This is a genomic window from Enterobacter cloacae complex sp. IR53041 (assembly GCF_049238285.1).
In the GTDB taxonomy this organism is placed as follows: Bacteria; Pseudomonadota; Gammaproteobacteria; order Enterobacterales; family Enterobacteriaceae; genus Enterobacter; species Enterobacter roggenkampii.
In genome coordinates, this window is record NZ_JBMKHB010000025.1 from 13039 (window position 1) to 34769 (window position 21731).

Consider the following 21731-nt stretch of genomic DNA (forward strand, 5'->3'; position numbering starts at 1 on the left):
ACGATGAAACGTACAGGACTAGTAGTGGCAGTGGCGCTCGCGCTGGGGATGATGTCGCAGGCCGTGATGGCGAAAACGCTGAATGTGGTCACCAGCTTCTCGATACTGGGGGACATCACCCAGGAGGTGGGCGGCGATCATGTGAAGGTGACGACGCTGGTGGGGCCGGACGGCGATCCGCATACCTTCGAACCGTCGCCGAAGGACAGCGCGGCGCTGAGCAAGGCCGATGTGGTGGTGGTGAACGGTCTGGGGCTGGAGGGCTGGCTTGACCGCCTGGTGAAAGCCTCCGGGTTCAAAGGGCAACTGGTCATCGCCTCAACAGGCGTGAAAACGCACACGCTTGAGGAAGATGGAAAGACCGTGACCGATCCGCACGCGTGGAACAGCGCGGCGAACGGGGCGTTATATGCACAAAATATTCTGAACGGGCTGGTGAAAGCCGATCCGCAGGACAAAGCCGCGCTGGAAGCCTCCGGTAAACCCTATATCACGCAGCTCAACCAGCTGGATAGCTGGGCCAAAATGCGCTTTAGCCAGATCCCGCAGGCGAAGCGCAAGGTGCTGACCAGCCATGACGCCTTCGGCTATTTCAGCCGCGCTTATGGCGTAACCTTCATGGCACCTCAAGGACTCTCTTCAGAGAGCGAGGCCAGCGCGGCGCAGGTTGCTGAGATCATCAATCAGATCAAAGCCGACGGCGTAAAAACCTGGTTTATGGAAAACCAGCTCGATCCGCGTCTGGTGAAGCAGATTGCCTCGGCGACGGGCGCGCAGCCAGGGGGAGAACTTTACCCGGAGGCCTTGTCAGCAAAAGGCGGCGTGGCAGACACCTACGTCAAGGCGTTCCGCCACAACGTGAATACGCTCGCCGACAGCATGAAATAACCTCTTCCACGGCCGGGGCGTTTGCACCGGCTTTTTTCTGAAGCCCCCTCGTAAAACCTGAAGCGCATCCCCACATCTGACGAGAAAGTGCTATCTTGTGCAGCACGTTTTTCTGATGCCTGGAGCGAGAATGACTGACCATGAATTGATGCAGCTTAGCGAGATCGTTGGCCTGGCGCTTAAGCAGCGTGGGGCGACAATGACCACCGCGGAATCCTGCACCGGCGGCTGGGTGGCGAAAGTGATTACCGATATTGCCGGCAGTTCCGCCTGGTTTGAACGCGGTTTTGTGACCTACAGTAACGAAGCTAAGGCACAAATGATTGGCGTACGTGAAGCCACGCTGGAACAGCATGGCGCGGTCAGTGAACCGGTGGTCATTGAAATGGCCATTGGCGCGCTCAAGACGGCGCGGGCAGATTACGCGATTTCCATTAGCGGCATCGCGGGGCCGGACGGCGGCAGCGACGTGAAGCCTGTTGGCACCGTCTGGTTTGGGTTTGCCACGTCTAAAGGGGAAGGGATCACCCGCCGGGAGTGCTTCAGCGGCGATCGCGAAAGCGTGCGCCGTCAGGCAACGGAATATGCGTTAAAAACGCTCTGGCAACAATTTCTACAAAACACTTGATACTGTATGACCATACAGTATAATTGCACCAACAGAACAGAAATCCACGGTGAAGCACAGTCGCTTCTCCCGGCATGACAGGAGTAATAATGGCTATCGACGAAAACAAACAGAAAGCGTTGGCGGCAGCACTGGGCCAGATCGAAAAGCAATTCGGTAAAGGCTCCATCATGCGCCTGGGTGAAGACCGTACCATGGATGTGGAAACGATCTCCACCGGTTCGCTTTCTCTGGATATCGCGCTGGGCGCGGGCGGCCTGCCAATGGGTCGTATCGTAGAGATCTACGGGCCAGAATCCTCCGGTAAAACTACCCTGACGCTGCAGGTGATTGCTGCGGCACAGCGCGAAGGTAAAACCTGTGCGTTCATCGATGCCGAGCACGCGCTGGATCCTGTTTATGCGCGTAAGCTGGGCGTGGACATCGACAACCTGCTCTGTTCTCAGCCGGACACCGGTGAACAGGCCCTGGAAATTTGTGACGCGCTGGCGCGCTCCGGTGCGGTTGACGTTATCGTTGTTGACTCCGTTGCCGCACTGACGCCAAAAGCGGAAATCGAAGGTGAAATCGGCGACTCTCACATGGGCCTCGCGGCACGTATGATGAGCCAGGCGATGCGTAAGCTGGCCGGTAACCTGAAGCAGTCCAACACGCTGCTGATCTTCATCAACCAGATCCGTATGAAAATTGGTGTGATGTTCGGTAACCCGGAAACCACAACCGGTGGTAACGCCCTGAAATTCTACGCGTCTGTCCGTCTGGATATCCGCCGTATCGGTGCGGTGAAAGAGGGTGAAAACGTCGTCGGTAGCGAAACCCGCGTGAAGGTGGTGAAGAACAAAATCGCTGCACCGTTCAAACAGGCTGAGTTCCAGATCCTCTACGGTGAAGGGATCAACTTCTACGGTGAACTGGTTGACCTGGGCGTGAAAGAGAAGCTGATTGAAAAAGCGGGCGCCTGGTACAGCTACAACGGTGACAAGATTGGTCAGGGTAAAGCGAATGCTATCTCCTGGCTGAAAGAGAACCCGGCTGCGGCGAAAGAGATTGAGAAGAAGGTGCGCGAGCTTCTGCTGAACAACCAGGACTCCAAACCTGATTTCGTAGTCGATGCTGCGGATGCTGAAGAAACCAACGAAGACTTTTAAGTCTCTCGTGTAAAGATGAAGGGCTGCTGATGCGGCCCTTTTTGCATTTCTGATTCTACAGGTTTTTTATGAGTGAACCGACATCACGCCGACCCGCCTACGCGCGCTTGCTGGATCGTGCGGTGCGCATCCTGGCCGTGCGTGACCACAGTGAGCAGGAGCTGCGGCGGAAGCTGACAGCGCCCGTCATGAGCAAAAACGGGCCGGAAGAGATTGATGCCACGGCGGAAGACTACGACCGCGTGGTGGCCTGGTGCTATGAGCATCATTACCTGGACGATGACCGCTTTGCCTCGCGCTTTCTCGCCAGCCGCGGCCGCAAGGGGTACGGTCCTGCGCGCATCCGGCAGGAGCTGAACCAGAAAGGGGTGGCCCGGGAGTCCATCGAAAAAGCGATGCGCGAGTGCGACATTGACTGGTGCGAGCTGGCAAAAGAGCAGGCCATTCGTAAGTACGGCGAACCGCTGCCGCGTGAATTTTCAGAAAAAGTCAAAATCCAGCGCTTTTTGCTCTACCGCGGCTTCCTGATGGAAGATATTCAGGATATCTGGCGTAATTTTGCCGATTGAACGCATGCGGGATTTTACTTCCCACTAAAGAAAACTTATCTTATTCCCACTTTTTCCAGTAGCTGGTCTGTCCAACGGTTTACCGATACAGGCTGGCTACGACATTTCGTTAGCTTGATTTCAGGATAATTATGAGCAAGAGCACCGCTGAGATCCGTCAGGCGTTTCTCGATTTTTTCCATAGTAAGGGACACCAGGTTGTTGCCAGCAGCTCCCTGGTACCGAACAACGATCCGACTCTGCTGTTTACCAACGCCGGGATGAACCAGTTCAAGGATGTGTTCCTTGGTCTCGACAAGCGTAATTATTCCCGCGCCACAACCTCACAGCGTTGCGTGCGTGCGGGCGGTAAACACAACGACCTGGAAAACGTCGGTTACACCGCGCGTCACCACACCTTCTTCGAAATGCTGGGTAACTTCAGCTTCGGCGACTACTTCAAACACGATGCCATTCAATACGCGTGGGAACTGCTGACCGGTGAAAACTGGTTCAACCTGCCGAAAGAGCGTCTGTGGGTTACCGTCTATGAAACCGATGACGAAGCCTACGAAATCTGGGAAAAAGAGGTCGGTATCCCGCGCGAGCGTATTATTCGCATCGGTGATAACAAAGGCGCGCCATACGCGTCTGACAACTTCTGGCAGATGGGTGACACCGGTCCTTGCGGTCCGTGCACCGAGATCTTCTACGATCACGGCGACCACATCTGGGGTGGCCCTCCAGGCAGCCCGGAAGAAGACGGCGATCGCTACATTGAGATCTGGAACATCGTCTTCATGCAGTTCAACCGTCAGGCCGACGGTACCATGGAGCCGCTGCCGAAGCCTTCCGTTGATACCGGTATGGGTCTGGAGCGTATTGCCGCGGTACTGCAGCACGTTAACTCCAACTATGAGATTGACCTGTTCAGCACTCTGATCAAAGCCGTTGCGGAAGTCACCGGCGCGACCGACCTGAACAACAAATCGCTGCGCGTTATCGCAGACCACATTCGTTCCTGCGCGTTCCTGATTGCCGACGGCGTTATCCCGTCGAATGAAAACCGTGGCTACGTGCTGCGTCGTATCATTCGTCGTGCTATCCGTCACGGCAACATGCTGGGCGCGAAGGACACCTTCTTCTATAAACTCGTTGGGCCACTGATTGGCGTGATGGGGTCAGCCGGTGACGAGCTGAAACGCCAGCAGGCGCAGGTTGAGCAGGTTCTGAAAACCGAAGAAGAGCAGTTTGCCCGTACGCTGGAGCGCGGTCTGGCGCTGCTGGACGAAGAGCTGGCGAAGCTTAAGGGCGACACCCTGGACGGCGAAACTGCTTTCCGCCTGTACGACACCTACGGCTTCCCGGTTGACCTGACGGCGGACGTTTGCCGCGAGCGTAACATCAAAGTTGACGAAGCGGGCTTCGAAGCCGCGATGGAAGAGCAGCGCCGTCGTGCGCGCGAGTCCAGCGGTTTCGGTGCAGACTACAACGCGATGATCCGCGTTGACAGCGCGTCTGAATTCAAAGGCTATGAGGCGCTGGAACTGACCGGCAAAGTGACCGCTCTGTTTGTTGACGGTAAAGCCGTGGACAGCATCAGCGCAGGTCAGGAAGCCGTAGTCATTCTGGACAAAACGCCGTTCTACGCCGAATCCGGCGGCCAGGTTGGCGATAAAGGCGAGCTGAAAGGCAATGGCTTTAGCTTCAGCGTGACCGACACCCAGAAATACGGTCAGGCGATTGGCCACCAGGGCAAACTGGTTTCCGGTTCTCTGAAAGTGGGCGAGGGCGTCCAGGCTAACGTTGATGAAGCTCGCCGCGCGCGCATTCGTCTGAACCACTCGGCAACCCACCTGATGCACGCTGCCCTGCGCGACGTGCTCGGTACCCACGTTGCACAGAAAGGTTCTCTGGTTAACGATAAAGTGCTGCGCTTCGACTTCTCGCATTTTGAAGCGATGAAGCCGTCTGAAATCCGCGCGGTGGAAGATCTGGTGAACGCGCAGATCCGTCGTAACCTGCCAATCGAGACCCACATCATGGATCTCGAAGACGCGAAGAAAAAAGGTGCGATGGCGCTGTTTGGCGAGAAATACGACGAACGTGTTCGCGTGCTGAGCATGGGCGACTTCTCTACCGAACTGTGCGGCGGTACACACGCCTCGCGCACCGGTGACATCGGCCTGTTCCGCATCGTTTCCGAGTCGGGAACGGCGGCGGGTGTGCGTCGTATTGAAGCGGTGACCGGTGAAGGCGCGATTGCCAGCCTGCATGCGCAGAGCGATCAGCTGCACGACATCGCGCAGCTTCTGAAAGGCGATAGCCAGAACCTGGGCGAGAAAGTGCGCGTTGCGCTGGAACGCACGCGTCAGCTGGAAAAAGAGCTGCAGCAGCTGAAAGAGCAGGCTGCGGCGCAGGAGAGTGCAAACCTCTCCAGCAAGGCTGTAGACATTAAGGGCGTCAAACTGCTGGTCAGCGATCTGGCGGGCGTTGAGCCTAAGATGCTGCGTACTATGGTCGACGATCTCAAGAACCAGCTTGGTTCTACCGTTATCGTGCTGGCGACAGTGGCAGAAGGTAAGGTTTCTCTGATTGCGGGCGTCTCTAAGGATGTGACTGACCGCGTAAAAGCAGGGGAACTGATTGGTATGGTCGCTCAGCAGGTGGGCGGCAAGGGGGGCGGTCGTCCGGACATGGCGCAAGCCGGTGGTACGGATGCGGCGGCACTTCCTGCGGCATTAGCCAGCGTTGAAAGCTGGGTAAGCGCGAAACTGTAATAACTACAAAGCACAAGCAGACGCCATAGCGGTAACGTTATGGCGTCTTGTTCACTGTGCTATCGATAACGATAAAGTCAGGTTGAGTTTGTGTATATCGGCTAAACTTACGTTTAACAGAATGTGATGCCGTGACTGCTTACACTTTACGTGTTTGTCATCGCTTACTTTTTGGCGTTATATGATGGATAATGCCGGGATACAAGAGACCCGACTCTTTTAATCTTTCAAGGAGCAAAGAATGCTGATTCTGACTCGTCGAGTTGGTGAGACCCTCATGATTGGGGATGAGGTCACCGTGACAGTTTTAGGGGTAAAGGGTAACCAGGTACGTATTGGTGTTAACGCTCCTAAAGAAGTATCTGTCCACCGTGAAGAGATCTACCAGCGTATCCAGGCTGAAAAATCCCAGCAGTCCAGTTACTGATATTGTCGCGTCTCGCTGTCGGGCGAGACGCAACCCTCCCGCTATTTTTCCTGCTCAAAGTTACCGTTTAATTTCAATCGCTCTCTTTTTGACCACTCCGCTACCCTTATCTCGTCCCAACACTGTTCTTTCCGCATCAGTTTTCTGCGAAGATGCCTGCAAAATCCGCTTATAAAACACCCTCTTTGCGGCTTTTACATGCGAATTGCGTGTGATTTGTGCAAACGATAAAAGCTTTTGGAAAATTGTTTGACTTATAAGTCCCAGAAAGTAATATATGCGCCACGCAGCGACGAGAAGCTCTTAACGAGTTGCTCGAAGCACTCGAAAGAGGCGTTGTGTGGTGAGGTGGCCGAGAGGCTGAAGGCGCTCCCCTGCTAAGGGAGTATGCGGTCAAAAGCTGCATCCGGGGTTCGAATCCCCGCCTCACCGCCATTTTGCATCCGTAGCTCAGCTGGATAGAGTACTCGGCTACGAACCGAGCGGTCGGAGGTTCGAATCCTCCCGGATGCACCATCTATTACTTCATATTGCTTTAGAAGTGATATGAATATCGAGCAGTACAGTAGTAAATCCCGATGCATCCGTAGCTCAGCTGGATAGAGTACTCGGCTACGAACCGAGCGGTCGGAGGTTCGAATCCTCCCGGATGCACCATTTACTATTTCTGAAAGCAGTACCCTGATGCATCCGTAGCTCAGCTGGATAGAGTACTCGGCTACGAACCGAGCGGTCGGAGGTTCGAATCCTCCCGGATGCACCATTACTGTTTCTAAAAGCATTTCCCGATGCATCCGTAGCTCAGCTGGATAGAGTACTCGGCTACGAACCGAGCGGTCGGAGGTTCGAATCCTCCCGGATGCACCATCTTCTCCTTCTTTGTCTATTCCTTCGACGTTCCGTCAGCAATCACACTCTCTGTCAGCGACAAAAACCACCATTTACGATAAAGTAATGCTTTGTTAATCGGTTAGCGAGAGCACGATGTACGCACAGTATGACGGTTTGATCTTCGATATGGATGGTACCCTCCTGGACACCGAACCCACGCATCGTCAAGCCTGGACCGACGTCCTGGGCCGCTACGGCATGCGTTTCGACCTTCAGGCGATGATCGCCCTCAACGGCTCCCCCACCTGGCGTATTGCGCAGGCCGTGATTGAACTGAATCAGGCCGATCTCGACCCGCACCTGCTCGCGCGCGAAAAAACCGATGCGGTAAAAGCCATGCTTTTAGATACGGTACGTCCGTTACCACTGATTGATGTGGTAAAAGAGTGGCACGGGCGTCGCCCGATGTCGGTGGGGACGGGCAGCGAAAGCGCGATTGCAGAAGCCTTGCTCAATCATCTTGGCCTGCGCCACTATTTTTCTGCCGTGGTCGCCGCCGATCATGTTAAACGTCACAAGCCCGCACCGGACACCTTCCTGCTTTGCGCAGAATTAATGGGCGTCCCGGCGGCAAAGTGCGTCGTGTTTGAAGATGCCGATTTTGGGATCCAGGCCGCGCGTGATGCCGGAATGGATGCGGTGGATGTACGCTTACTGTGAGTGACGCGCTGTCACTTGCCTCATTATTCGCCAGCAGTTTTCTCAGCGCCACGCTGTTACCGGGCAATTCGGAAGTGGTGCTGGTGGCGATGCTGTTGTCCGGCGTGAGTCAGCCCTGGCTACTTGTATTAATAGCAACAATGGGTAATAGCCTTGGAGGGCTGACTAACGTTATTCTTGGGCGTTTCTTTCCGCTGCGTGAAAAATCGCGCTGGCAGGAAAAGGCAGTCGGCTGGCTAAAACGCTATGGCGCTGCCACGCTGTTATTAAGCTGGATGCCTGTAATAGGCGATTTACTGTGTCTGCTGGCGGGATGGATGCGCATCTCCTGGGGACCGGTGCTCTTTTTTTTGTGCCTTGGCAAGGCGTTGCGCTATGTTCTCGTGGCGTGGGCAACACTACAGGGTATGACGTGGTGGCACTAATTGGTGGAATGAATACGCGACCTTCAATCGTCAACCATTACAATTATGCTGAGTAACATTACTTTGACAGGCGGGAGGTCAATTTGATCCCGGACGTATCTCAGGCGCTGGCCTGGCTGGAAAACCACCCTCAGGCATTGAAGGGTATTCAGCGTGGTCTTGAGCGTGAAACGCTGCGCGTTAACGCGGACGGCAGTTTAGCGACGACGGGTCACCCGAAGGCGTTAGGCTCGGCGCTGACACATAAATGGATCACAACCGATTTCGCTGAAGCGCTGCTGGAGTTCATCACCCCAGTAGAGGGTGATATTGATCATATGCTGACGATTATGCGCGATATCCATCGCTACACCGCGCGCAATCTCGGCGATGAGCGTATGTGGCCGCTCAGCATGCCGTGCTATATCGAGCAGGGCCAGGAGATTGAGCTGGCGCAGTACGGCACGTCAAACATTGGTCGGCTGAAAACGCTCTATCGCGAAGGTCTTAAAAATCGCTACGGCGCGTTGATGCAGACCATCTCTGGCGTGCACTACAACTTCTCGCTGCCAATGGCGTTCTGGCAGGCGAAATGCGGTGAAACGGATAAAGACGCCATCTCAGCAGGCTACTTCCGCCTGATCCGCAACTACTACCGTTTCGGCTGGGTGATCCCGTATCTGTTTGGTGCCTCCCCGGCGATCTGTTCTTCGTTCCTGCAGGGGAAACCGACCACGCTGCCGTTCGAGAAGACCGACTGCGGAATGTACTATCTCCCGTACGCCACCTCTCTGCGTCTGAGCGATCTCGGCTATACCAATAAATCGCAAAGCAATCTCGGTATTACGTTTAACGAATTGCACGAATATGTGGCAGGATTGAAGCGGGCGATCAAAACCCCGTCGGAAGAGTACGAAAAAATCGGCCTCGAAAAAGACGGTAAGCGTCTGCAGATCAACAGCAATGTCCTGCAGATTGAAAACGAGCTGTATGCGCCAATTCGTCCTAAGCGCGTGACGCGCAGCGGCGAAACCCCGTCGGATGCGCTGCAGCGCGGCGGGATCGAATACATTGAAGTGCGCTCGCTGGATATCAACCCGTTCTCACCGATTGGCGTTGATGAACAGCAGATTCGCTTCCTGGATCTGTTTATGGTCTGGTGCGTGCTGGCGGATGCGCCGGAAATGAGTTCAGACGAACTGCTCTGCACCCGTACAAACTGGAACCGCGTGATTCTGGAAGGGCGTAAACCTGGCCTGACGCTGGGTATCGGCTGCGAAACGGCACAGTTCCCGCTGACGAAAGTCGGCAAAGATCTGTTCCGTGACCTGAAGCGTGTTGCCCGGACGATGGACAGCATCGACGGCGGCGACGCGTATCAACAGATTTGCGACCAGCTGGTGGCGTGCTTTGATAACCCGGAACTGACGTTCTCAGCGCGCATTCTGCGTTCTATGATTGATCAGGGCATTGGTGGTACGGGGCGCTCACTCTCGGCGGAGTACCGTGAAATGCTGATCCAGGAGCCGTTAGAAATCCTGAGCGAATCAGATTTTGTCGCGGAACGCGAAGCGTCCGTTGTGCGTCAGAAAGAGGTTGAAGCGGCGGATACCGAGTCGTTTGAGGCGTTTCTGGCGAAGCAGGCTTAAGCAGAAAAGAAAAAGGCCACATCGCTGTGGCCAAAATATACATCTCTGAATTCAGGGATGATGATAACAAATGCGCGTCTTTCATATACTCAGACGCGCATTCTGTAGAAGAGTTCAGTTTATTTTAAAAAAAATCACTATCGGAGGTGACGTATGCCGTTATTAGATAGCTTTACTGTCGACCATACCCGTATGGAAGCACCTGCAGTCCGCGTGGCGAAGACCATGCACACCCCGCACGGCGACACGATCACCGTCTTCGATCTGCGTTTCTGCGTGCCAAACAAAGAAGTGATGCCGGAGAAAGGCATTCATACGCTGGAACACCTGTTCGCTGGTTTCATGCGTGACCACCTGAACGGCAACGGCGTTGAGATCATCGATATCTCTCCGATGGGCTGCCGTACCGGTTTCTACATGAGCCTGATTGGTCAGCCTGAAGAGAAACGTGTGGCAGATGCCTGGAAAGCGGCCATGGAAGACGTGCTGAAGGTGAAAGAGCAGAACCAGATCCCTGAGCTGAACGTTTACCAGTGCGGCACCTACCAGATGCACTCTCTGGAAGAAGCGCAGGAGATCGCGCGCCACATCATCGAACGCGACGTTCGCGTGAACAGCAACGAAGAGCTGGCCCTGCCAAAAGAAAAACTGCAGGAACTGCACATCTAGTGCACCTTTTCCCTCTCCCTCAGGGAGAGGGTAGGGTGAGGGTGGTTTAATCCCATGACCACAACCTTAACCTTCTCCTTTATCCACCGTCCCCTCGTTCCGTTCGCCCATGATTACGCTCATGGTGACAGCGAGCCGTGGCATGAGCACGACTGCGCGCAGCTGCTGCATACCCTGAGCGGCGTGGTACGGGTGGATACCGCATCGGGCTGTTGGGTTGTGCCTCCCGGTCGCGGCGTCTGGCTGCCTGCGGGCACGCGGCATTCCCTGCGCATTACCGGCAACGTGGCGGCGCGAACGCTGTTTATCGATCCGCTGGCGCGGGCCGATCTTCCCGCCACCTGCCAGATCGTCCAGATCGCGCCGCTGCTGCGCGAGCTGATCCTCGTCTCCCTTGCGTTGCCTGAATCGTACTCACCCGGAAGCCGGGATGAACGCGTCTATGAACTGATTCTCGATGAAATCCGCACTATGCCGGTGCTGCCGTTTCACCTGCCGGAGCCGGAAAGCGAGGCGCTACGTCGCCTGTGTCTGCAAATCCGGCAAAACCCGGGGGAAAGCTGGAGCAGCGCGCAGGCTGCGAGCCTGATGAACATGAGCGAGCGCACCCTGAACCGCCATTTTCATCAGCAGACGGGTTTAAGCTACGGCGAGTGGTTGAGAAGGGCGCGTCTGCTGGAAGCCTTAGTGCGGCTGGCGCAGGGCCAGCCGGTATTGCGCGTGGCGCTGGATCTGGGGTACGGCAGCCACAGCGCCTTTACGGCAATGTTCCGTCGGGTGATGGGCGTCTCCCCCAGCGATTACTTTAAGAACGACTGACGGCGTTAAAGAGCGCCTGAAGCGACGCGCGCGCCACGTCGCTATCAATGCCCACGCCCCATCGGCTGCTGCCGTCCTGGAACAGGCAGCGGATGTAGGCCACCGAGCGGCTGTCGCTGCGTTCGCCTAACGTATGCTCGTGATAATCCTTAATCACAAACGGCGCGTTGACCCAGCGGCTCAGGCCGTGAGCGGCGGCGGAGAGCAGACCGTTGCCGTGACCTTCCAACTGGCGCGTTCCTCCCTGCGTGACGACGCTTGCCGTCAGCCGCAGCTGGCCGTCCTGCTGGCCGTCGCTGCGGTAGGATTGCAGCGCATAGTGCGGCGTGGCTACCAGGCCGTAACGGGTGCGGAACAGCTGCCACAGCGCATTTTGCGTCATCTCTTTTCCGTGACGGTCGGTTTCCTGCTGCACGTGCTGGCTGAAATCCTGCTGCAGGGCGCGGGGCAGTTTCAGACCATGATTCTGTTCGATCAGCCACGCGCTGCCGCTTTTCCCTGACTGGCTGTTCACGCGGATCACCGCTTCGTAGGTGCAGCCGATATCCTGGGGATCGACGGGCAGGTAAGGCATCTCCCAGCGATCGCCAGGCCTGCGGGCATCAAAGCCTTTTTTGATTGCGTCCTGGTGCGAGCCGGAGAAGGCGGTATAGGCCAGCCGTCCTGCCCACGGATGGCGCGGGTGCACCGGCAGCTGATTGCAGGTTTCTACCACTTCCACCACCCGGTTCATATCGCTAAAGTCCAGAGTCGGGCTGATACCCTGGCTGTAGAGGTTCATCGCCAGCGTCACCAGGCAGACGTTGCCCGTGCGCTCGCCGTTACCGAACAGACAGCCCTCCACGCGGTCAGCCCCCGCCATTACGGCCAGCTCCGCGCAGGCGACGCCGGTACCGCGGTCGTTATGCGGATGCACGCTGATGCAGACATCGCGGCGGCGGCTGAAGTGGCGACAGAAGTACTCGATCTGGTCGGCATAGACGTTCGGCGTGCTCACTTCGACGGTGGCGGGTAAGTTGATCACCATCGGGCGTTCGTCGCAAGGCTGCCAGATCTCCGCCACGGCTTCACAAATCTCCAGCGCAAATTCCGCCTCGGTAAAGCAGAAGGTTTCCGGAGAGTATTCGTACTGCCAGCGGGTTTCAGGGTTCTCTTCACAAAGCTGGCGGATAAGCCGCGTGGCGCGGGTGGCCAGCTCAACGATTTGTGCTTTCTCCATGCCGAATACCAGGCGGCGGAACAGCGGAGCGGTGGCGTTATACAGATGCACGGTCGCCTGCTTCGCGCCGCGCAGGGATTTAAAAGTGCGATGGATGAGATCTTCCCGTGCCTGAGTGAGCACCTGAATCGTCACGTCATCCGGGATGCGGTTCTCTTCAATCAGCTGGCGAACAAAGTTGAAATCCGTCTGCGAGGCGGAAGGAAAGGCAACTTCAATCTCTTTAAACCCGCAGCTTAACAGCAGATCCCAGAACTGCAGCTTGCGCGTGCTGTCCATCGGTTCGGCCAGAGCCTGGTTGCCGTCGCGCAGGTCGGTCGAGAGCCAGCGCGGCGCGCGGGTGATGCGTTGCTCCGGCCAGCGACGGTCGGGCAGGGAAAGGGTGGGAAAGGGTTGGTACTTGTCGGCGGGTGTGTTCAGCATGATGCGCTCCTGTTGTCTTTTCACTATCGTGAATCGATTTCAGGCGCGCTGCTTTATCGGCACTGACAATGGCTGTCGCGTTCTGGACACAGTGCGGTTTTTTGCCGGATGGCGGCTACGCCTTATCCGGCCTACGTTCGTAGGCCCGGTAAGCGTAGCGCCACCGGGCAACCGTCGCACAGAACGAGCAACCCGCGCACAAGACTAGTGCGCGCCGCCACCGCCACCACCGGCACCAAACGGCGGTCTGGCAAACCACACCAGCCCCAGCAGGACGATAAAGATCCCTGCCGATATCCAGAAAATCTCGTTGGCCGAGATAATCAGCCCCTGGTTGGTGATCTGCTGGGCAATCCAGCCGGACGCCTGCTGCTCCGTCATTCCCATCCCCTGAAGCTGGCTATACATCTGCTGAGCATTCGGGTTGTACGGGTTCACTGCTTCGGTCAGCTGAGCGTGGTGCATCGATTCGCGGTTCGTCCACAGGGTGGTGGTGATCGACGTACCGATGGAGCCCGCCAGCGTACGGGTGAAGTTCGACAGGCTCGAGGCGGCTGCCAGACGCTCGGGCGGTAAGCCAGAGAGCGTGATGGTGGTCAGCGGCATAAAGAAGCACGCCACCGCGAAGCCCTGAATGAACTGCGGCCACGCCGAGGCGCCAAAGTCCATTCCCGGCTCAAAGGTATACGCACGCCAGTAGAAGCACACCGCATACATGATGAAGCTGAACGTCACCAGCCGACGCATGTCGAGCTTATGGGCGAAGCGGCCAATTATCGGCGACAGCAGGACCGGGATCACCCCAACGGGTGCTGACGCCAGACCCGCCCAGGTGGCGGTATAGCCATACACCTCCTGCAACAGCTGCGGCAGCAGAACAATCGCGCCGAAGTAGAGCATATAGGCGAGGCTGATACACAGGCAGCCGATGGTGAAGTTTCGCGACTTAAATAGCGAGAGATCGACTATCGGGTTGTCGTCCGTCAGCTCCCAGACGATCAGGAAGCTGATCGACACCACCGCGACAATGGTCAGGATGATAATTTCCTGCGAGTTGAACCAGTCGAGCTCTTTACCGCGGTCGAGCATGATCTGCAGACTGCCGATACCCAGGATCAGCAGCGCCAGCCCGATGCTGTCGATACGCCGTTGTTCGGTGCGCGTCTCTCGTCCCCGCAGCGACTGCAGCGTCATCAATACCACGACGGCGCCAATCGGTACGTTGATGAAGAAGATCCAGCCCCAGTGGTAGTTATCGCTGATGTACCCGCCCAGAATCGGTCCGCAGATAGGCGCGACGATAACGGTCATCGACCAGAGCGCCAGCGCGACGGAACGTTTTGCGGGAGGGTAGTTGCTCAGCAGCAAACTCTGGGAAAGCGGGATCAGCGGCCCTGCGACAATCCCCTGAATGACGCGGAAGAAAATCAGCATCGTCAGGCTGCTGGACATGCCGCACGCCCACGAGGCCAGTACAAACGCCACCGTGGACCAGAGGAACAGCTTCACCTCACCGACGCGCTTTGCCAGCCAGCCGGTGATCGGAATGGAGATGGCGTTTGCCACCCCAAACGAGGTAATGACCCAGGTCCCCTGGCTCAGCGACGAGCCAAGGTTACCGGCGATGGTCGGGATCGCCACGTTTGCGATGGTGGAGTCCAGCACCTGCATGAATGTCGCCAGCGACAGCGCGATGGTCATAATGACCAGCTGCGCGCCTTCCAGCGGTTTTTGCGGCTTTTGCTGTTGCATAACGCTCACCTTCGGATTAACCGGCGTTTGCCTTCACGATGTCATCGATCAGCTTGTTGACCGGATCGAGGCTAATTTCACGGGCGTTACTTTCATAAACCGGGCTGCTACGCACCTGGCTTGCCAGGATCTGACCGTCGCGGTTGGCGGTGTCAACCGTCACCAGCGTGGAGAGGCCGATACGCAGCGGGTGATCCGCCAGCTGTTTGGCATCCAGTTCGATACGCACGGGCAGACGCTGTACGACTTTGATCCAGTTACCGGTGGCGTTCTGCGCAGGCAGCAGGGAGAAGGCGCTGCCGGTCCCCATATCCAGACCCACCACTTTGCCGGTGTACTTCACGTCATCGCCGTAGATGTCGCTGACAACCGTTGCGGTCTGGCCGATACGCATATGCGCAAGCTGCGTCTCTTTAAAGTTGGCGTCGACCCACAGGTTGTCCGCCGGCACAACCGCCATCAGCGGCGTGGTTGGGCTGATCTGCGCCCCTGGCTGGACGGAACGACGGGAGACATAGCCGGTCATTGGGCTGACGATTTTAGTACGCTGCAGGGCAAGCCACGCGTTGCGGACTTCAGTCGCTGCCTGCTGAACGGCAGGCTGGTTTTCCAGGCTGGTGCCCAGCACCATCGCCTGGTTGGCGTTGTACTGCTGAATGGCCACGTCCAGCTGTGCCTGAGCGCTGGCGACGGCGTCGCGGGCGTGCTGCAGCTCTTCACGGCCAATCAGATTGGCGGTGCCGAGCGGCACGCGGCGGTTCAGATCGCTCTGCGCCTGCGCGAGTGCGGTTTTCTGCACGTCGATGTTGGCCTGCAGCTGTTTGCTGTTGATCATCAGCTGGCGGGTCTGACGAACGCTGGAGGCCAGCGCGGTCTGCGCTTTTTCAAACGCCTGCTGGGCGTCGGTTGGATCGAGCGTCACCAGCACATCGCCTTTTTGCACAAAGTCGGTATTGTCAGCCCAGACTTTCGTCACGCTGCCCGACACCTGCGCCATAATTTGTACCTGGTTCCCTGCCACGTACGCGTCGTCAGTCTCTTCAGCATGACGCAGTACTAAAAACCAATAGATCCCATATGCCACGGCAATAATGATAAAGAGCAAGGTCAACAGAAGAAGGGCGCTCTTACGTTTGCCTTTCTTGTTGGCCGGTTGCTGCGGGGTAGTGCTCTCCGCATTTGCGCTCATTGTTGTTCTCCACGATCTTCTTATTTTCACATCGGCTGAGCCGACCTGTTGTCAGAAAGGCCAGCAGTGTGACGTGCTGGCCTGTCGGTTTTCTTATAAATCTGGATTGTTGAGCGTGTCGTCGCGTTAGCGCAGCGCCTCAAGAACGGCGCCTTCTTCATCCATCTGGTCCAGACGGGTGAGCAGCTTGCGAGTGATGTGCTCAAGCTGGTCGCGCTCGGCGGTGCTGAGAGCGGACCAGAGTTTGTGCAGGCAATTGTGCTGAGGTGGCAGCACCTCGCGCAGGAATTCGTGACCTTTATCGGTCAGTTGCAGATGCAGGCAGCGGCGATCGTTATCGCTTTCACGGCGCTCAATCCAGCCGCGCTTTTCCAGCTCATCGGCAATTCGGGTGGCGTTGGTGCGGGAGGAGCCCAGCGCGCAGCTCAGCTCAGAAGGCTGAATGCTGTGGTTTTCCTGAGACTCCAGCGTGATCAACGCCATAAACAATGTCTCGTTAATCCCTTGAGCTTTCAGCATTTTATTGCGGTTTTCCAGTAGCTTACCCTGCATGTGCATGCACAGGCGAGTCAGCAGGATTTCCTGATACGGGAAGTCCTCATGGCGACTGGCGCGGAATTTAAGCATTTGTTCAATGGGCGTAAACGAACTATCCATTTGGGCATAACCTCATTAATTACAGCCGATATAGTAACGATAGTGACAAATAATGTAAATGAATTATTTGTGCGGTTATATCCGCCAAATTAATGTCACCATCAGAAAGCGCCGGGTAAGTCCGTGACCCGGTGAGCACAGAAAGCGTAGGGGATGAACCCGCTGAAGAGAGGATGTGAGGACGGGGGTCTGAACTATTCATGCCGATTGTAAATATGTCACCCACATTAAAATTTCTGGGATAAATGATTACGTTTACATTAACAGAGTGAAGGGCCCCTTTACACCCTAAGAGGCCCAAAGCAATGTAAAACTTAGTGAATTGCCTCCTGGCGATGGTAGCCGCGCCACCATACAAGCAGGTTAATCGTGGCGACGATGGCACCAATTGCACATACCCCTGACCAGCCAGCATGCTGCCACGCCGAGGCGGAAATGAGCGAGCCCGCCGCGCCGCCAATAAAGTAGCTGGTCATGTACCCGGCCGTCAGGCGGTTACGCGCCTCTGGCTTCACGCGATAGATGACGGTCTGATTGGTAATGTGAACGCCCTGCACGGTGAGATCGAGTACCAGGATACCGACGATCAGCGCCAGCACCGAGACGTGCCCATACCAGATTGCCGCCCAGGAGAGCAGAAGTAACACCAGCCCCGCGGAGGTGGTCAGATGGGATTTGCCCTTGTCGGCCAGCCCGCCTGCGGGGCGCGCGCCCAGTGCGCCTGCGGCACCGGCCAGGCCGAACAGGCCAATCACCCCTTCGGAATAATTAAACGGCGGCGCGGCCAGCAGAAACGCCATCGACGTCCAGAGAATGCTGAAGTTGGCGAAGGTGAAGCAGCCCAGCAGGGCGCGGGTGCGCAGAAGTTTATCCTGGGTAAACAGGCTGAAAACGGAGGCCAGCAGCTGCGGGTAATTCAGGTGATTTTCCTGCTTCACTTTTGGCAGCCCGCGCCACAGCGCCAGCGCCATGACGACCATCAATACGCTCGCCACCCAGTATACGGTGCGCCAGCCGCCGAGGCTTGCCAGCAGCCCGGCGACGGTACGCGCCAGCAAAATCCCCAGCAGCAGGCCGCTCATGATGGTGCCCACCACCTTGCCACGTTTTTCCGGTGAGGCGAGGGTCGCGGCGAGCGGCACCAGGATTTGCGCCACCACGGAGAACAGCCCCGTCAGCGCGGTACCGATAATCATCATCGTCAGCGACTGGCTGCTGGCGGTGATCAGCATCCCGCCGGCGGCCAGAAGCGTCATGGAGACGATCAGCATCCGGCGTTCAAACATATCGCCGAGCGGCACCAGGAACAGCAGCCCGGCGGCATAGCCGAGCTGGGCGGCGGTGACGATAAAGCCTGCGGAACTGGCGGAGAGATTGAACGCGCGGGCGATGGTGTCGAGAAGAGGCTGCGCGTAATAGTTGCTGGCGACGGCCAGACCCGTTGCCACGGACATTAAAAGGATGAGTGCGGGGCTAAGCCCTTGAGTGGTTTTTGTCATTAGTTTCAGGAATCGTTAGTGAAGTGATTATTTTTCCGGAAACCATAATAGCCAATGATTGTGAATGTGGGGGGATTGTTACGTGCTGGATTGTGCGGTTTAGGTTGGGTGCGGTCTGATCCCCTCACCCCGGTCCTCTCCCAGTGTACGGTCTGGGGAGAGGGTTAGGGTGAGGGAAAAGGTTTTACTTCTGCGCCGCCAGCGCCGCTTTCACCCAGCCGTCAAACTGCTGCTGGTGGGCCTTGATCCAGCCGTCGACGTGGCCTTTAACATCCGCCTCAGACGATTTGCCCGCGTGCATCATCGCGTTCTGGGCGTTGATGTCCGCCAGCGGCAGCTTCATCACCGAGAACAGCTTCGCCGCCGCCGGGTTTTTCTCCGCCCAGGCTTTGTTCGCCACGATATGCATGGTGTTCACCGGGAAGCCGTAGTTCATGCCGTTCGGCAGTTTGGTGTCGATATCTTTCTGCTCGCCCGGCAGGGAGGAGAACGGCACCTGCAGCCACACCACGTCTTTACCCGGCTTCAGCACGTCGCTCACCCAGTACGGCGTCCAGGTGTAGTAGATCACCGGTTTATCCTCTTTGAAGCGGGCAATGGTGTCGGCCATCATCGCTGAATAGTTGCCGTGGCTCACGTCGACCGTTTTCGCCAGATCGAACGCCTTGTTCTGGTGGTTAATCACCGCTTCGCAGCCCCAGCCCGGCGAGCAGCCCATCATGTCGGCCTTGCCGTCACCGTTGGTGTCAAACAGTCTGGCGATCTTCGGGTCCTTCAGCTGTTCGATGTTGGTGATGTGGTACTGGTCGGCGGTTTTCTTGTCGATCAGGTACCCCTGCGCCGCGCCGTTGACAAAGGTGCCTTCACGGTAGAATTTCTTATCGCCACCGGCGGCGGCATACATATCGTCATGCAGCGGCTGCCAGTTTACGGCGGTAAAGGTGGCGTCACCGGAGGCAATCGAGGTGTAGCCCACGTTGTAATCCACTTCGCTCGGCGTGTTAACCGTATAGCCCAGTTTTTCCAGCGCGCGGCTGACCAGCAGGGTCTGGAAGCTCTCTTCCGAAATAGTGCTCTGCACCGGCTGCACGGTAATGCCTTTGCCCGGCAGGTCAGCCGCGAACGTGCTGGTGGAGACAAGGGTGGCAAACGCTGTGGCAAAAAGTACGTTATGTCGCATCGTTGTTCCTTATTTTCTAAAGGGGCGGGTGAGTAACCCGACGGGGCCGGTGGAATACCAGCGACGGTTGCCGCGACTGCGTGAATCGCGACCGACGGCCTGGGTCAGGCGGTCAAGAATAATGGCGAGGATCACAATCCCGACGCCGCCGACGGTAGCCAGCCCCATGTCGAGACGGCCAATGCCGCGCAGCACCATCTGACCGAGACCGCCAACGGCGATCATCGAGGCAATCACCACCATCGAAAGGGCCAGCATCAGCGTCTGGTTAACGCCCGCCATGATGGTCGGCATCGCCAGCGGGAGCTGAACCTTAAACAGCATCTGGCGCGGGCTGGCGCCGAACGAGCGTGACGCTTCGATCAGGTCCGCAGGCACCTGATTGATCCCGAGAATGGTCAGACGAATAATCGGCGGCAGGGCAAAGATAATGGTGACCACCACGCCCGGCACGTTGCCGATGCCGAACAGCATGACGATCGGCACCAGATAGACGAACGCCGGGGTGGTCTGCATTGCATCCAGCAGCGGGCGAATAATCTTCGCGGCCCGCGGGCTGCGCGCCAGCCAGATCCCCATCGGCAGGCCGATGACGATGCAGAAGAGCAGGGCGGTCAGCACCAGCGCCAGGGTGATCATCGCCTGCGACCAGGCTCCAATCGCGCCGATGGCAATCAGCGAAATCAGCGTGGCGACACCCATCCCGGCGCTGCCAAACTGCCAGGCGATCAGGGAGAACAGGATAATCGCCACCGGGGCCGGCATGCCCAGCATCAGCTGCTGGAAGCCGTTCAGGATGTAATCCACCGGGATGCGGATCCCCTGGAAAACCGGGCGGAAGTGCGTGACCACCCAGTCGATCCCCTCCGTGACCCAGCTGTCCAGCGGGATCAGCGTTTTGTGGAACGGATCCATAATATTGAAGTGCTCTGGCGCAGACGCGGGTGCGCTGTTCAGCCAGACTGCCGCACCGCCACCGTCGGCGGGTGCTGGCGTGGAACCCCACGCGTCGGCGGATTGCGCTGCGTTGTCCGCCGCTTCAGTGGTGCCCCACGGGTTAGTTTGATCAGCCATTATTTGCCCCCTCGCGATCTAAAGCCTGCAGCAGCATCCGTTTGGAGATGATGCCGACGTACTGTTGTTCCTCACCCACGACCGGTACGGCGCACGGCGCCTGCCCCACGTGAGACAGCAACTCGCTGAGCGGCGTTTCGGCGTCCACGGCAAGCGGAGCGTCAATTAACGCCGCATCGATGCCCTGGTTTTCGCTGAGCGCGGTTTTCAGAGAATCGATGGAGACAACGCCGACAAATTTATTGCCGCGTTCAACCAGATAACCGTATTCACGGTCTTCGTCCTGCAGGAGCTTCAGCGCGGAGCGCGGGCCGAAGCCAGGCGTTTTACGGATAATGCCGTTTGGCGTTCGACGGGCAATATCTTTGGCGCTAAAGACCTGGCTAATATCCACGCCGCGGAAGAAGGTGCGCACATAATCATTTGCCGGATTATTGAGTATTTCATCCGGCGTGCCGACCTGCACCACTTCACCGTTTTGCATAATGGCAATACGGTCGCCAATACGCATGGCTTCATCCAAATCGTGGGAAATAAAGACAATGGTTCGCTGATGTTTCGCCTGTAATTTTACCAGCTCATCCTGCATCTCGGTGCGAATTAACGGATCGAGGGCGGAGAAAGCTTCGTCCATTAATAAAATGTCTGGATTAATGGCTAATGCGCGGGCTAATCCCACGCGCTGACGCATACCGCCGGAAAGTTCATCCGGGTACGCATGCGCATAATTTTCCAGCCCAACCTGACGCAGGGCATCAAGGGCTTTTTCCTGACGTTCCTGCGCGGGTGTACCGGCTAATTCCATGCCGAAAGCGGTATTATCCAGCACCGTCATGTGCGGCATCAGCGCGAATGACTGGAATACCATCGCAATCTTCTTTCTGCGCACCTCGCGAAGCTCGGCGTCTGATATTCTGGCGATATCCACGCCGTCAATCAGCACCTGTCCGCGGGTGGGTTCAATCAGGCGATTGAGAAGGCGAACCATAGTGGATTTACCCGAACCGGATAATCCCATGATGACAAAAATCTCGCCTTCTTCAATGGCCAGACTGGCGTCTTTAACGCCAAGCGATAGCCCGGTTTTTTCCAGAATTTGCTCTTTCGAAAGGCCTTTCTCAATATATTTGAATGCGCGCTGAGGATGCTCGCCAAATACTTTATAAAGATTTTTCACTTCTAATTTAATTGCCATGCAATAGAGAGTGTCCTGTTATTTGTTTATGT

Annotated in this window: 19 protein-coding genes and 5 tRNA genes; 16 read left to right on the forward strand and 8 right to left on the reverse strand. The window is 56.9% G+C overall.

The genetic code is table 11. The features are described from left to right. Positions 1 to 3: 3 nt before the first annotated feature. The 16 genes from ACOTXF_RS17125 (at position 4) to ACOTXF_RS17200 (ending at position 11511) form a co-directional block, all read left to right on the forward strand. On the forward strand, positions 4 to 888 hold the full coding sequence (locus tag ACOTXF_RS17125; RefSeq protein WP_196343388.1) for a metal ABC transporter substrate-binding protein: 885 nt from the start codon (positions 4 to 6) through the stop codon (positions 886 to 888). Between the two features lie 130 nt (positions 889 to 1018). Continuing rightward, the gene (gene pncC / locus ACOTXF_RS17130) at positions 1019 to 1516 is read left to right on the forward strand and encodes a nicotinamide-nucleotide amidase (protein ID WP_048962863.1); all 498 of its coding nucleotides are present in this window, start codon (positions 1019 to 1021) and stop codon (positions 1514 to 1516) included. Positions 1517 to 1605: 89 nt separating this feature from the next. Continuing rightward, positions 1606 to 2664 (forward strand): recombinase RecA, encoded by a 1059-nt coding sequence (gene recA, locus ACOTXF_RS17135; RefSeq protein WP_008499546.1) that lies wholly within the window; start codon positions 1606 to 1608, stop codon positions 2662 to 2664. A 68-nt stretch (positions 2665 to 2732) separates the two neighbouring features. Then, on the forward strand, positions 2733 to 3233 hold the full coding sequence (recX, locus tag ACOTXF_RS17140; RefSeq protein WP_048962862.1) for a recombination regulator RecX: 501 nt from the start codon (positions 2733 to 2735) through the stop codon (positions 3231 to 3233). A 131-nt stretch (positions 3234 to 3364) separates the two neighbouring features. Beyond that, complete coding sequence (gene alaS, locus ACOTXF_RS17145) at positions 3365 to 5992, forward strand: alanine--tRNA ligase (protein ID WP_025912372.1); 2628 nt, start codon at positions 3365 to 3367, stop codon at positions 5990 to 5992. Positions 5993 to 6233: 241 nt separating this feature from the next. Continuing rightward, positions 6234 to 6419, forward strand: a complete 186-nt coding sequence (csrA, locus tag ACOTXF_RS17150) for a carbon storage regulator CsrA (protein ID WP_000906486.1) — start codon at positions 6234 to 6236, stop codon at positions 6417 to 6419. Between the two features lie 342 nt (positions 6420 to 6761). After that, positions 6762 to 6854, forward strand: a tRNA-Ser gene (locus tag ACOTXF_RS17155). 4 nt (positions 6855 to 6858) lie between these two features. Continuing rightward, positions 6859 to 6935, forward strand: a tRNA-Arg gene (locus ACOTXF_RS17160). 64 nt (positions 6936 to 6999) lie between these two features. Further along, a tRNA-Arg gene (locus ACOTXF_RS17165) sits at positions 7000 to 7076 on the forward strand. A 29-nt stretch (positions 7077 to 7105) separates the two neighbouring features. Then, positions 7106 to 7182: transfer RNA gene (locus tag ACOTXF_RS17170), tRNA-Arg, on the forward strand. 27 nt (positions 7183 to 7209) lie between these two features. Next, positions 7210 to 7286: transfer RNA gene (locus ACOTXF_RS17175), tRNA-Arg, on the forward strand. A 117-nt stretch (positions 7287 to 7403) separates the two neighbouring features. Further along, a complete protein-coding gene (gene yqaB / locus ACOTXF_RS17180; protein ID WP_008499542.1) occupies positions 7404 to 7970 on the forward strand; it encodes a fructose-1-phosphate/6-phosphogluconate phosphatase in 567 nt (188 codons plus the stop codon). Then, positions 7967 to 8395, forward strand: coding sequence for a YqaA family protein (locus ACOTXF_RS17185; RefSeq protein ID WP_008499541.1), 429 nt, complete (start codon positions 7967 to 7969; stop codon positions 8393 to 8395). Before yqaB ends, ACOTXF_RS17185 begins: the two co-directional genes overlap by 4 nt. 83 nt (positions 8396 to 8478) lie before the next feature. Continuing rightward, positions 8479 to 10023: a glutamate--cysteine ligase gene (gshA, locus tag ACOTXF_RS17190; RefSeq protein WP_008499540.1), complete on the forward strand. Its 1545-nt coding sequence runs from the start codon at positions 8479 to 8481 to the stop codon at positions 10021 to 10023. Between the two features lie 153 nt (positions 10024 to 10176). Further along, positions 10177 to 10692 (forward strand): S-ribosylhomocysteine lyase, encoded by a 516-nt coding sequence (gene luxS, locus ACOTXF_RS17195; RefSeq protein ID WP_008499539.1) that lies wholly within the window; start codon positions 10177 to 10179, stop codon positions 10690 to 10692. A 54-nt stretch (positions 10693 to 10746) separates the two neighbouring features. Next, complete coding sequence (locus ACOTXF_RS17200) at positions 10747 to 11511, forward strand: AraC family transcriptional regulator (RefSeq protein WP_047746962.1); 765 nt, start codon at positions 10747 to 10749, stop codon at positions 11509 to 11511. On the opposite strand, the gene leuA is transcribed toward ACOTXF_RS17200, so the two are convergent. The 8 genes from leuA to proV all read right to left on the reverse strand — a co-directional run bounded on the left by leuA (position 11498) and on the right by proV (position 21699). Beyond that, a complete protein-coding gene (leuA, locus tag ACOTXF_RS17205; protein WP_047746960.1) occupies positions 11498 to 13153 on the reverse strand; it encodes a 2-isopropylmalate synthase in 1656 nt (551 codons plus the stop codon). The two genes, ACOTXF_RS17200 and leuA, sit on opposite strands and share 14 nt — an antisense overlap. A 204-nt stretch (positions 13154 to 13357) precedes the next feature. Next, on the reverse strand, positions 13358 to 14905 hold the full coding sequence (gene emrB, locus ACOTXF_RS17210) for a multidrug efflux MFS transporter permease subunit EmrB (RefSeq protein WP_028014182.1): 1548 nt from the start codon (positions 14903 to 14905) through the stop codon (positions 13358 to 13360). Positions 14906 to 14921: 16 nt separating this feature from the next. After that, complete coding sequence (emrA, locus tag ACOTXF_RS17215) at positions 14922 to 16094, reverse strand: multidrug efflux MFS transporter periplasmic adaptor subunit EmrA (protein ID WP_021241959.1); 1173 nt, start codon at positions 16092 to 16094, stop codon at positions 14922 to 14924. Positions 16095 to 16220: 126 nt separating this feature from the next. Beyond that, entirely contained in the window at positions 16221 to 16751 is a 531-nt protein-coding gene (mprA, locus tag ACOTXF_RS17220) for a transcriptional repressor MprA (RefSeq protein ID WP_008502578.1), read from the reverse strand. Between the two features lie 314 nt (positions 16752 to 17065). Further along, positions 17066 to 18250, reverse strand: a complete 1185-nt coding sequence (locus ACOTXF_RS17225; protein WP_008502577.1) for an MFS transporter — start codon at positions 18248 to 18250, stop codon at positions 17066 to 17068. 184 nt (positions 18251 to 18434) lie between these two features. Beyond that, complete coding sequence (proX, locus tag ACOTXF_RS17230) at positions 18435 to 19430, reverse strand: glycine betaine/L-proline ABC transporter substrate-binding protein ProX (protein ID WP_047746958.1); 996 nt, start codon at positions 19428 to 19430, stop codon at positions 18435 to 18437. 9 nt (positions 19431 to 19439) lie between these two features. Further along, a complete protein-coding gene (proW, locus tag ACOTXF_RS17235; RefSeq protein ID WP_047746955.1) occupies positions 19440 to 20504 on the reverse strand; it encodes a glycine betaine/L-proline ABC transporter permease ProW in 1065 nt (354 codons plus the stop codon). Continuing rightward, positions 20497 to 21699, reverse strand: a complete 1203-nt coding sequence (gene proV / locus ACOTXF_RS17240) for a glycine betaine/L-proline ABC transporter ATP-binding protein ProV (RefSeq protein WP_008502574.1) — start codon at positions 21697 to 21699, stop codon at positions 20497 to 20499. The genes proW and proV overlap by 8 nt, the downstream gene beginning before the upstream one ends. Positions 21700 to 21731 lie beyond the last annotated feature (32 nt).

Excerpts from the sequence above, each read along its gene's own strand:
- ACOTXF_RS17125 (WP_196343388.1), top strand. The coding sequence starts at position 4 with ATGAAACGTACAGGACTAGTAGTGGCAGTGGCGCTCGCGCTGGGGATG.
- pncC (WP_048962863.1), top strand. The coding sequence starts at position 1,019 with ATGACTGACCATGAATTGATGCAGCTTAGCGAGATCGTTGGCCTGGCG.
- recA (WP_008499546.1), top strand. The coding sequence starts at position 1,606 with ATGGCTATCGACGAAAACAAACAGAAAGCGTTGGCGGCAGCACTGGGC.
- recX (WP_048962862.1), top strand. The coding sequence starts at position 2,733 with ATGAGTGAACCGACATCACGCCGACCCGCCTACGCGCGCTTGCTGGAT.
- alaS (WP_025912372.1), top strand. The coding sequence starts at position 3,365 with ATGAGCAAGAGCACCGCTGAGATCCGTCAGGCGTTTCTCGATTTTTTC.
- csrA (WP_000906486.1), top strand. The coding sequence starts at position 6,234 with ATGCTGATTCTGACTCGTCGAGTTGGTGAGACCCTCATGATTGGGGAT.
- yqaB (WP_008499542.1), top strand. The coding sequence starts at position 7,404 with ATGTACGCACAGTATGACGGTTTGATCTTCGATATGGATGGTACCCTC.
- luxS (WP_008499539.1), top strand. The coding sequence starts at position 10,177 with ATGCCGTTATTAGATAGCTTTACTGTCGACCATACCCGTATGGAAGCA.
- ACOTXF_RS17200 (WP_047746962.1), top strand. The coding sequence starts at position 10,747 with ATGACCACAACCTTAACCTTCTCCTTTATCCACCGTCCCCTCGTTCCG.
- leuA (WP_047746960.1), bottom strand. The coding sequence starts at position 13,153 with ATGCTGAACACACCCGCCGACAAGTACCAACCCTTTCCCACCCTTTCC.
- emrB (WP_028014182.1), bottom strand. The coding sequence starts at position 14,905 with ATGCAACAGCAAAAGCCGCAAAAACCGCTGGAAGGCGCGCAGCTGGTC.
- emrA (WP_021241959.1), bottom strand. The coding sequence starts at position 16,094 with ATGAGCGCAAATGCGGAGAGCACTACCCCGCAGCAACCGGCCAACAAG.
- mprA (WP_008502578.1), bottom strand. The coding sequence starts at position 16,751 with ATGGATAGTTCGTTTACGCCCATTGAACAAATGCTTAAATTCCGCGCC.
- ACOTXF_RS17225 (WP_008502577.1), bottom strand. The coding sequence starts at position 18,250 with ATGACAAAAACCACTCAAGGGCTTAGCCCCGCACTCATCCTTTTAATG.
- proX (WP_047746958.1), bottom strand. The coding sequence starts at position 19,430 with ATGCGACATAACGTACTTTTTGCCACAGCGTTTGCCACCCTTGTCTCC.
- proW (WP_047746955.1), bottom strand. The coding sequence starts at position 20,504 with ATGGCTGATCAAACTAACCCGTGGGGCACCACTGAAGCGGCGGACAAC.
- proV (WP_008502574.1), bottom strand. The coding sequence starts at position 21,699 with ATGGCAATTAAATTAGAAGTGAAAAATCTTTATAAAGTATTTGGCGAG.